Source organism: Bradyrhizobium liaoningense (assembly GCF_018130955.1).
GTDB classification, from domain to species: Bacteria; Pseudomonadota; Alphaproteobacteria; order Rhizobiales; family Xanthobacteraceae; genus Bradyrhizobium; species Bradyrhizobium liaoningense_C.
Genome location: NZ_JAFCJM010000043.1, coordinates 45,954 through 57,331 on the forward strand (window position 1 = coordinate 45,954; position 11,378 = coordinate 57,331).

Genomic DNA, 11,378 nt, shown 5'->3' on the forward strand with positions numbered 1-11,378 from the left:
AAGGCTGATCCGAAGCATCTGCGGGGATTCCGGCCTCCCTTCGACCTCCCTTGGGCCGGATCGCGGCACGTTTGCTTCAAATCCGGGGCGGACGCGCTGGAAAGCAGTGATTGACACGTTCGGAATCGGCGACTTCCGCGCGCTTGTGTGATAGACAAAAGTTTGGCAGAGTGATCGTTAGGACAGGAAGACTGTCTCAATTTTGCCTGCAAATCCGGCATGGGGCTTGCAGCGAAAAACGGCGCTTTCGCGCGCCGAAAAGGTACAGGCAAAGCCGTTCGTCGGGGACGTTGAACGCCTTGGCCTGAATTTAGAAAAATGCGGCTCGCAACGGACGAGCGGTGGCCCACCAGAGGGTGCCGCGGAACGCCCAAGGTGCGCCGATGACGGCGGTGAGGCGTCTCGCCGCATGGAGAGGACGAGGACAATGAACGGGTCGCAATTCGAGCGCGCAAACATCGTGGCAGAAGCGCTGTCGGCGACGGTCGCCTCGAAAACGACCGATCGTCCGCTCGAAAAGCACACCTACCGCCCGCCCGCCGAAGGTCTCTACGATCCGAGCCTGGAAAAAGACTCCTGCGGCGTCGGCTTCATCGCCAACATCAAGGGCAAGAGGTCGCACGAGATCGTCTCCGACGCGCTCAGCATCCTCTGCAACCTCGAGCATCGCGGCGCCGTCGGCGCCGACCCGCGCTTCGGTGATGGCGCCGGCATTTTGGTGCAGATCCCGCACGCCTTCTTCGCCCGCAAGGCGAAGGAGCTCGGCTTCACGCTGCCCAAGCCCGGCGAGTACGCGATCGGCGCGCTGTTCATGCCGCGCGACACCGCCTGGCGCAACGTCATCAAGAGCATCATCGCCGACCAGATCAAGGCCGAAGGCCTGAAGCTGCTCGGCTGGCGCGACGTACCGACCGACAATTCCTCGCTCGGTGAAACCGTCAAGCCGACCGAGCCCGCCTGCATGCAGGTCTTCATCGGCCGCAACGGCGCCGCCAAGACCGACGAGGAGTTCGAGCGGAAGCTCTACATCCTACGCAAATCGATCTCGCAGGCGATCTACCAGCGCCGCGACCGCGGCCTTGCCGGCTATTACCCCTGCTCGATGTCCTGCCGCACCGTGATCTACAAGGGCATGTTCCTCGCCGACCAGCTCGGTAAGTACTATCCCGACCTGCACGAGGCGGACTTCGAGAGTGCGCTCGCGCTCGTGCACCAGCGCTTCTCGACCAACACCTTCCCGACCTGGTCGCTGGCGCATCCCTACCGGATGATCGCGCATAACGGCGAGATCAACACGCTGCGCGGCAACGTCAACTGGATGGCGGCGCGCCAGGCCTCCGTGAGCTCGGAGCTCTACGGCAAGGACATCAGCCGGCTCTGGCCGATCTCCTATGAAGGCCAGAGCGACACCGCCTGCTTCGACAACGCGCTCGAATTCCTGGTGCAGGGCGGCTACTCGCTGCCGCACGCCGTCATGATGATGATTCCGGAGGCGTGGGCCGGCAATCCGCTGATGGATGAGAAGCGCCGCGCCTTCTACGAATATCACGCAGCCCTGATGGAGCCGTGGGACGGCCCCGCCGCGATCGCGTTCACCGATGGCCGCCAGATCGGCGCCACGCTCGACCGCAACGGCCTGCGGCCGGCGCGCTATCTCGTCACCAAGGACGACCGCATTGTGATGGCGTCCGAAATGGGCGTGCTGAAGATCCCCGAGGACCAGATCGTCACCAAGTGGCGGCTGCAGCCCGGCAAAATGCTGCTCGTCGACCTCGAGCAGGGCCGCCTCATTCCCGACGACGAGATCAAGGCCGAGCTCGCCAAGAGCCATCCCTATTCGGACTGGCTCGAGCGCACCCAGATCGTGCTGGAAGAGCTCCCCGAAGCGACGGCCACCGGCGTACGCTCCAACCTGCCGCTCCTGGATCGGCAGCAGGCGTTCGGCTACAGCCAGGAAGACATTACCATCCTGATGACGCCGATGGCCTCCACCGGCGAGGAAGCAACGGGTTCGATGGGTAACGACACGCCGGTCTCGGCGCTGTCGAACAAGCCGAAGCCGCTGTTCACCTATTTCAAGCAGAACTTTGCGCAGGTCACCAACCCGCCGATCGACCCGATCCGCGAAGAGCTTGTCATGAGCCTGGTCTCGATCATCGGACCGCGGCCGAACCTGTTCGACCTGCAGGGCCTGGCCTCGACCAAGCGCCTCGAAGTGCGCCAGCCGATCCTGACCGACGCGGACCTCGAAAAGATCCGCTCGATCTCCGAGGTCGGCGATTCCCACTTCAAGTCGCGCACGCTCGACACCACCTTCCATGCTGGTCTCGGCGCGGCGGGCATGGACCAGGTGCTCGACGAGCTCTGCGCGCGCGCTGAAGCCGCGGTGCGCGAGGGCGTCAACATCATCATCCTGTCCGACCGCATGGTCGGCACCGACCGGATCCCGATCCCGTCGCTGCTCGCCTGCGCGGCCGTGCATCACCATTTGATCCGCACCGGACTGCGCACCTCGGTCGGCATCGTCGTCGAATCCGGCGAGCCGCGCGAAGTGCATCACTTCGCTTGCCTCGCCGGCTATGGCGCCGAAGCGATCAACCCCTACCTCGCGTTCGAGACCATCATCGCGATGAAGGATCGCCTACCCGGCTCGCTCAGCGATTACGAGGTCGTCAAGCGCTACATCAAGTCGATCGGCAAGGGCCTGTTGAAGGTGATGTCCAAGATGGGCATCTCGACCTATCAGTCCTATTGCGGCGCGCAGATCTTTGACGCGGTCGGCCTGAAGGCGGACTTCGTGTCCAAGTTCTTCGCCGGCACCCACACCCGCATCGAGGGCGTGGGCCTTGGCGAGATCGCGGAAGAGGCCGTGCGGCGCCATGCCGACGCCTTCGGCGATGCGCAGGTCTACAAGAGCGCGCTCGACGTCGGCGGCGAATATGCCTACCGCACCCGCGGCGAGGACCATGCCTGGACGGCCGAGTCGGTGTCGCTGCTCCAGCACGCCGCGCGCGGCAATTCGCAGGAGCGCTACCGCGCCTTCGCAAAGATCCTCAACGAGCAGTCCGAGCGCCTGCTGACGCTGCGCGGCCTGTTCCGGATCAAGAGCGCGGAGGAAGACAAGCGCAAGCCTGTCCCCCTCGATCAGGTCGAGCCGGCCAAGGACATCGTCAGGCGTTTCGCCACCGGCGCAATGAGCTTCGGCTCGATCTCGCGCGAGGCGCACACCACGCTCGCGATCGCCATGAACCGGATCGGCGGCAAGTCGAACACCGGTGAAGGCGGCGAAGAGAGCGACCGCTTCAAGCCGATGCCGAACGGCGACAGCATGCGCTCGGCGATCAAGCAGGTCGCTTCCGGCCGCTTCGGCGTCACCACGGAGTATCTCGTCAACTCCGACATGATGCAGATCAAGATGGCGCAGGGCGCCAAGCCCGGCGAAGGCGGCCAGTTGCCCGGCCACAAGGTCGACGCGACCATCGCCAAGGTCCGGCATTCGACGCCGGGCGTCGGCCTGATCTCGCCGCCGCCGCATCACGACATCTACTCGATCGAGGACCTGGCGCAGCTCATCTACGACCTCAAGAACGTCAACCCGACCGGTGACGTCTCGGTGAAGCTCGTCTCCGAGATCGGAGTCGGCACGGTGGCCGCGGGCGTCGCCAAGGCGCGCGCCGACCACGTCACCATCGCGGGCTTCGAGGGCGGCACCGGCGCTTCGCCGCTGACCTCGATCAAGCATGCCGGCTCGCCCTGGGAGATCGGCCTCGCCGAAACCCACCAGACGCTGGTGCGCGAGCGGCTGCGCAGCCGCATCGCGGTCCAGGTCGACGGCGGCTTCCGCACCGGCCGCGACGTCGTCATCGGCGCGCTGCTCGGGGCCGACGAGTTCGGCTTCGCCACCGCGCCGCTGATCGCGGCGGGCTGCATCATGATGCGCAAGTGCCATCTCAACACCTGCCCGGTCGGCGTCGCGACGCAGGACCCCGTCCTGCGCAAGCGCTTCACAGGCCAGCCCGAGCACGTGATCAACTACTTCTTCTTCGTTGCCGAGGAAGTGCGCGAGATCATGGCCTCGCTCGGCTTCCGCAAGTTCACCGATATGGTCGGCCAGACCCAGTTGCTCGACCAGACCAGGCTGGTCGCGCATTGGAAGGCCAAGGGCCTCGACTTCTCGAAGCTGTTCGTAAAGCAGAAGGAAGAGAAGGGCCAGAAGATCTATCACTCGGAGCTCCAGAACCATCATCTGGAAGCCGTGCTCGACCGCAAGCTGATCGAGAAAGCGCAAGCCACGCTCGACCGCGGCGCACCGGTCAAGATCGAGGCCGAGATCAACAGCACCAACCGCTCCGCCGGCGCGATGCTGTCGGGCGCGGTCGCCAAGATCTACGGCCATGCCGGCCTGCCGCATGACACGATCCAGGTCAGCCTCAAGGGCACCGCGGGCCAGGCGTTCGGCGCGTGGCTGGCGCATGGCGTCACCTTCGAGCTCGAAGGCGAAGCCAACGACTATGTCGGCAAGGGCCTGTCGGGCGGCAAGATCATCGTCAAGCCGCCGAAGAACAGCGCCATCGTGCCGGAAGAGTCGATCATCGTCGGCAACACCGTGATGTACGGCGCGATCGAGGGCGAGTGCTACTTCCGCGGCGTCGCCGGCGAACGCTTTGCCGTGCGCAACTCCGGCGCGGTTGCCGTGGTCGAGGGCGCGGGCGATCATTGCTGCGAGTATATGACCGGCGGCATCGTGGTCGTGCTCGGCAAGACCGGGCGCAATTTTGCGGCCGGCATGTCCGGCGGCATCGCCTATGTGCTGGATGAGACCGGCGACTTCGACAAACTGTGCAACCTCGCAATGGTCGAGCTGGAGCCGGTGCTGTCGGAGGAACTGATCAACGCCGGCACCTACAACCACTCCGGTGACCTCGAGGCGCATGGCCGGGTCGACGTGTTCAAGAACCTGCTCGACTCCGACGTCGAGCGGCTGCACGTCCTGATCTCGCGCCACGCCAAGGCGACCGGCTCCAAGCGCGCCGCCGAAATCCTTGCCAACTGGAAGGATTGGCTGCCCAAATTCCGCAAGGTGATGCCGGTCGAGTACCGGCGCGCGCTGCGCGAAATGGCCGCCCACGCGGACGCCGAGCCGAAAATCGCGATCGGGGCGTAATTCTCACATCGCGTCATTCCGGGACGCGCAAAGCGCGACCCCGGAATTTCGCAAAACAACCTCCAGGTTCCAGGTCTGCGCGCGGCGCGCGCATCCCGGAACGACGGAACGAAAACTGAGCGGCAGGGACTTCGGGTTAAATGGGCAAGATCACGGGCTTTCTCGAAATCGAACGGTATGATCGCAAGTACACCCCGGTCGCCGATCGTCTGAAGCACTTCAAGGAATTCGTCGTTCCCTTGAGCGAGAAGGAAACGCGCGACCAGGCCGCGCGCTGCATGAATTGCGGCATTCCCTATTGCCACGGCACCGGCTCGGTGGCGCCCGGCACGCCCGGCTGCCCCGTCAACAATCAGATTCCGGACTGGAACGATCTCGTCTACCAGGGCAACTGGGAAGAGGCCTCGCGTAACCTGCACTCGACCAACAACTTCCCGGAGTTCACGGGTCGCATCTGTCCGGCGCCGTGCGAGGCGTCCTGCACGCTCAACATCGACGACAACCCGGTCACCATCAAGACGATCGAATGCGCGATCGTCGACCGCGCCTGGGACAATGGCTGGCTGAAGCCGGAGATCGCAGCCGAAAAGACCGGCAAGAAGGTCGCCGTGATCGGCTCGGGCCCGGCCGGCATGGCCTGCGCGCAGCAGCTCGCGCGCGCCGGCCACGACGTGCATGTCTACGAGAAGTACGCCAAGGCCGGCGGCCTGCTTCGCTACGGTATTCCCGACTTCAAGATGGAGAAGGGCATCATCGACCGCCGCGTCGCGCAGATGGAGGCGGAGGGCGTCACCTTCCACTACAACAGCCATGTCGGCGCCAGCGGCAGCGTCGATCCGCGCGAGATGCTGAACGAGTATGACGCCATCGCGCTCACCGGCGGCGCGGAAGCGCCGCGCGATCTGCCGATCCCCGGCCGCGAGCTGGACGGCATCCACTACGCGATGGATTTCCTGCCGCAGCAGAACCGCCGCGTCTCGGAGGAGCCGCTGAACGGCGTCACCGAGATCCTCGCCGGCGGCAGGCATGTCGTCGTGATCGGCGGCGGCGACACCGGTTCGGACTGCATCGGCACCTCGCTGCGCCAGGGTGCGAAGTCGGTCACCCAGCTCGAGATCATGCCGGCCCCGCCCGAGCACGAGAACAAGGCCCTGACCTGGCCGAACTGGCCCTTGAAGATGCGGACCTCCTCCAGCCAGGCCGAAGGCGCAGTACGCGAATTCGCCGTGCTGACGCAAAAGTTCACCGGCGAGAACGGCAAGGTCAAGAAGCTGCACTGCGTCCGCGTCGACGACAAGTTCAAGCCGATCGCCGGCACCGAGTTCGAGCTCGATGCCGAGCTCGTCCTGCTCGCGATGGGCTTTGTCCATCCCGTGCACGAGGGTCTTTTGAAGCTCCTCGCGGTTGACCTCGACCCGCGCGGCAACGTTAAGGCCAACTTGCTGGACTACCAGACCTCGCGCCCGAACGTGTTTTCGGCCGGCGACATGCGCCGCGGCCAGTCGCTGGTGGTGTGGGCGATCCGCGAGGGCCGGCTGTGCGCCCGGTCGATCGATACGTTTTTGATGGGGAAGACGGATCTGCCGCGCTGAGTTTGGCGCGAGCTGCTACGAACTCTAAGTCAGCCAAGTAATCCGCTGTCGTCCTGGCGAAACAGGCTGTGCAAAAACTCAAGATTCGGAGAGCTCGATAGAACAGGATGCTACACGCCCCTGCTTTCAAGCTCTTTACTGACTACTTGGCTCTCTCTTCTGTCACGCAATAGAATCAGATTCTACGTCGAAACGAGTGCGCTGAGTTTTTTTACGGCCTGGTTCGCCAGGACGACACCTAGAGATTGGCGCCGCCAGTGCTCACCAGCAGCGCCTTTCTAGTTCTGCAACCTTACCCCCAGTATCACCACCGTCCCCTGCGAGCTCGCGCCCACGACATTCGACTCCAGAATGTCATGCCGCAGCGTGCCCTTGACCCAGAGGTTGCGGTTGAGCTTGTAGATCAGATCGCCCTGCAGCGAGTAGGTCCTGTCGTTGCGGTTCAGGCCCTGGTAGTCGAGCGTGCCGTAGGTGAACTTGCCGATGGCCGTCAGCCAGCGGCGGAAGTCGTGGTCGACCTCGGCGGTGTAGGTGCGCACCAGGACGCCCGAGCCGCCGGGGACGGCGGTTTCGGAGATTTGCGTGTCGGTGATGAATTTCACCGTGGTCAGCCCGCTCGCGTTCCACACCAGTGAGCCGGTGGTCAAAAAGCCCTTCAACTGGCTGAGCCGCGGATCGACATAGTTGCGCGCGGTGTAGCCGATCGAGAGTTCGCCGGTGAGGATGCGCGAGAATTCGAAGGACGTGCCGGCCTTGACGTAGCCGCCGTTGGAATCGCGGAAGTAGCCGTTGCGGTCGGCGGGCTGGTCGTGCACGCGGGTATCGCCCTCGATTTCAAGGAACGGCTTCAGGCCAGGCTTGAGGTCATAGGAGACGCGGCCGACGCCGCCATACTGATTGTAGTTGCGATCGTCGTTGCTGGAGGTCGTGCCGTCGGTGAGCTTGGAGTCGGTATAGGCGGTGCGATCGACCGTGCCGGCGGCGTTGAGCTGGAGGCGGTTAAAGGTCTGGTCGACGCCGACGGTGGTGCCGAAGGTGGCGTAGACGGGATATCTGGCGAGGCCGGCCTGGATGTTCGGGCTGCCGGGATTGTCAGTGGCAAGCCTTAAGCGCAGCTGCGAGGTCAGCTTGAGGTCGCGGTTGACGTCGAGGCGGCCGTCGATATGGCCGGTGAAATCCGGACGATCGATGTCAACAGGCGCGGGCGAGGCGGCGCCGTCGATCTGCGCGGGCAGCGTGTTGGTGTAGCCGGTGAAGGAGCCGCGGAGGTCGGCGACCAGCGCGTGCCGCTCCCAGTCGGACACCGCCAAAAACTCCGGCGCGATGAGATAGAACGGCGAGCCGATCGGCTTGTTGAGGCGCGCCGGGTTGGTGTCGTAGCCGGCGGAGAGCTCGACCGCTCCCTTGAGCAGGAACGAGCCGGCGTAGTCGCCGACCGCGCCGAACGGATCGTCATCGGGCTTGAGGCGGCGGCGCGCCGGCTGGCCCGGCACGTTGCCGGCCATCGCCGGCGGCACCGGCGTCCTGGCGGCGTTGACCGAGGGCGGCGGCGCGATCGGCGGCGGCTGGCCGGTGCTCGAGCGCACCGGTGTCGGCGGAGGCGGCGTGCCCGGACCCGGCGAGCGTTTTGGCCGCGCCTGCCCCGGATAATACTTTGGCGGCGTGCGCTTGCGGTTCAGCGAGTCGTAGCCCGAGGCCGCGGCACCGCTGGCGGGCTTCAGATCGTAGCTCGGAAGCTGGCCGATCCGCGTCGGCGCGGGCGGCGGCTCCTTCAGCTTGTTGAGTTCGCTGCCGGGGACCGAGGGCTGGTCGATCGTGCCGGCCGCATCAGTCGTCGTCTTGCGGGTCGGCAGCGTCTCGCGCGCGACGAAGCCACCCCGGTTGGGATTGAAGAGGTCCGGCGTCGTCATGGTCTGCGCCGCCGCCGGCGCACCATGAAGGGCGGTCAGCGCAAGGCATGGCAAGGCGGCGCGAAAGACGAACGCGCGTTTGCTCCGGCCCGTGCCTGGAGGCGACCCCACGATGAAAAAAACTCCAACGAATTCATACGCTTCGATGACGGGTTCCGCGCCGGCACGGAAAACGTCGTTAATGGAGTTAAAACAATTATGGTTAATGAGCCGTTGAGGGCGGATGGGTGCCCCGGATGGCAACGCCATCCGGGTCTCATGTTTTTGTTTGAGCATGATCCGTTCGGAAAACCGGTTCCCACTTTTCCGGATCATGCTCTCGTCGCCTCCCCGATCGGGGCATGCTAAGGAGGCGGCAACGGGCGAACGCCCACCTCCCTGGACAGAAAAATGCCGAGTTCGAAACCGCTGATGACCTCATCATCCGGCCCTGCCTCCTCAGCCGTCGAATCCGCGCTCCGCACGCTGGAAACGGAAGCAAGCGGCATCAGCGCACTCTCCGCGGCCTTGAAGGGACCGCTGGGCGCGACGTTCTCCGCCGCGGTCGAGATGATCCGGCAGGCCAAGGGCCGCGTCATCGTCACCGGGCTGGGCAAGTCCGGCCACATGGCGCGCAAGATCGCGGCGACGCTGGCCTCGACCGGCACACCCGCCTTCTTCGTGCATGCCGCCGAAGCCGGCCATGGCGACCTCGGCATGATCACCGCCGACGACGTGATCCTCGCGCTGTCCTGGTCGGGCGAGCAGCCGGAGATGAAGAACCTCGTCAACTATTCGGCGCGCTTCGCGATCCCGATGATCGCGGTGACATCGAATGCAGCGTCCTCGCTGGGCCAGGCCGCTGACCTCGTGGTGGAACTGCCGAAGGCGCGCGAAGCCTGCCCGCACAATCTCGCGCCGACCACCTCGACCTTGATGCAGGCCGCGATCGGCGACGCCATAGCGATTGCCTTGCTGGAAGGCCGCGGCTTCACCGCGCTGGAGTTCGCGCACTTCCACCCCGGCGGCAAGCTCGGCGCCATGCTGAAATTCGTGCGCGACTACATGCGCACCGGCGCGGAGATCCCGGTCAAGCCGATGGGCACGAAGATGTCGGACGCGGTGGTGGAGATGTCGGCCAAGGGCCTCGGCTGCGTCTGCATCGTCAGCGCGGCCGGCGAAGTCGCGGGCATCATCACCGACGGGGATCTGCGCCGCCACATGCGCCCCGATCTGCTCACGGTCCCGGTCGACGAGATCATGACAAAGCAACCCAAGACCGTGCCGCCCTCGATGCTCGCAACCGAGATGATCGAGGTCTTGAACTCGCGCAAGATCACGACGCTGATCGTGACGGAAGCGAACAAGCCGGTCGGCATCGTGCATCTGCACGACCTGCTGCGCGCGGGCGTGGCGTAGCTACAATCCGTCGTTCCGGGGCGCCCGAAGGGCGAACCCGGAACCTCGAGATTCCGGGTTCGATGCTTCGCATCGCCCCGGAATGACGGCAACTACTGCGTCGGAAACCGCGCCGCCGTCTCCTCCAGCGGCAACCTCAACCCGTTCGCGAGATACGACACGGTGCGATAGAAGCCGCACAAAAGCATGATCTCCAGAATCTGCGCATCGTCGTATTGCGCCGACAACGCGGCGAACTCGGCGTCATCGAGCGTTGCGCGGTGATGCAGCGCGTCGACGGCCGCGATCAGGGCCTGCTCGGCCGGCGACCAGCACGACGATTTTGCATCGCCCAGCACGGTCGCGCGGACCTCGTCCTCGGTAAGGCGCGCCGGACCGGCAAAGATCGTCACATGCACGCCCCACTCGTACTCGCACCCATTCAGCGCCGTGGTGCGATCGATGACGATCTCGCGCGCGCGCAAGGAGAGCGGGCCGGGGTCGAGCAGGCTGCCGGCGCGAGACTTCTCCCAGGCCCGCGGCTGGCCCGCCATCACCCGGAACAGCATCAAGGGCGGCGCGCCGCGCATGATGCGGTCGAACTGGCTCTGAACTTCCGGTGGATATGGCGGCTCCAGCGGGGCAATGCGCGACGCGACGGGTGACATGGCCGGCCTCTTTGCTACAATTATCGTAGCAATACGCTACACTATTTGTAGCGACCCGCAAGAGGGTTGGATGACAAAACAGCCGATGCCGAAACAGCGTGGCGTGCGCGGCTCGCGCACCGGGCGGCCGATCATGGCGCTGCTCGATCTGCTCGGCCGGCGCTGGTCCTTGCGAATCCTGTGGGAGCTGCGCGAAGCGCCCCTCACCTCGCGCGGCTTGCGCGCCGCCTGCGACGAGGCCTCTCCGACGGTGCTGCAGACGCGGCTCGACGAATTGCGCGAGGCGGGGTTCGTCGAGTTGGGTGAAGCGAGCGGCTACGCGCTGACGCCGCTCGGACGCGAACTGTGCGAGACCTTTATGCCGCTGCATCGCTTTGCGGAGAGGTGGCGGAAGTAGGATTGAGGTATGCAGACGCGCGCTCTGATCTTCCTTCTCCCCTTGTGGGAGAAGGTGGCGCGGACGAAGTTCGCGACGGATGAGGGGTCTGTCTCCGCGGAGAGAAACCCCTCACCCAGCTTCGCGTGCCGCGAAGCCACCCTCTCCCACAAGGGGCTAAGGGATGCCCGAAAGTGATTCCCGAGAATTTGGAAATGTGATTCAAGGCCTTTCGACCTGTTTGGGACGGGAGGCATGGGATGTCTTTTGGCGATATTCGGGTTGCTGAGC

The 11,378-nt window shown here is 65.0% G+C and carries 6 protein-coding genes; 4 read left to right on the forward strand and 2 right to left on the reverse strand.

Annotation, left to right across the window (positions count from 1 at the left end; translation table 11 throughout):
• The first annotated feature begins 427 nt into the window (after positions 1-427).
• Positions 428-5,164 (forward strand): glutamate synthase large subunit, encoded by a 4,737-nt coding sequence (gene gltB, locus JQ632_RS27935; RefSeq protein ID WP_212405858.1) that lies wholly within the window; start codon positions 428-430, stop codon positions 5,162-5,164.
• A gap of 140 nt (positions 5,165-5,304) precedes the next feature.
• Positions 5,305-6,756, forward strand: coding sequence for a glutamate synthase subunit beta (locus JQ632_RS27940; RefSeq protein WP_212405859.1), 1,452 nt, complete (start codon positions 5,305-5,307; stop codon positions 6,754-6,756).
• Between the two features lie 278 nt (positions 6,757-7,034).
• Here JQ632_RS27940 and JQ632_RS27945 read toward each other — a convergent pair whose 3' ends face one another.
• Complete coding sequence (locus tag JQ632_RS27945) at positions 7,035-8,777, reverse strand: outer membrane beta-barrel protein (protein ID WP_212405860.1); 1,743 nt, start codon at positions 8,775-8,777, stop codon at positions 7,035-7,037.
• Positions 8,778-9,056: 279 nt separating this feature from the next.
• Between JQ632_RS27945 and JQ632_RS27950 the strand changes: the two genes are divergently transcribed.
• On the forward strand, positions 9,057-10,064 hold the full coding sequence (locus tag JQ632_RS27950) for an SIS domain-containing protein (RefSeq protein WP_212405861.1): 1,008 nt from the start codon (positions 9,057-9,059) through the stop codon (positions 10,062-10,064).
• A gap of 92 nt (positions 10,065-10,156) precedes the next feature.
• Here JQ632_RS27950 and JQ632_RS27955 read toward each other — a convergent pair whose 3' ends face one another.
• Positions 10,157-10,711 carry a carboxymuconolactone decarboxylase family protein gene (locus JQ632_RS27955; RefSeq protein WP_212405862.1) on the reverse strand — a complete coding sequence of 185 codons (555 nt, stop codon included), beginning with the start codon at positions 10,709-10,711 and terminating at the stop codon, positions 10,157-10,159.
• A 70-nt stretch (positions 10,712-10,781) separates the two neighbouring features.
• Here JQ632_RS27955 and JQ632_RS27960 point away from each other — a divergent pair, with 70 nt between their 5' ends.
• Positions 10,782-11,108, forward strand: coding sequence for a helix-turn-helix domain-containing protein (locus tag JQ632_RS27960; protein ID WP_212405863.1), 327 nt, complete (start codon positions 10,782-10,784; stop codon positions 11,106-11,108).
• Positions 11,109-11,378 lie beyond the last annotated feature (270 nt).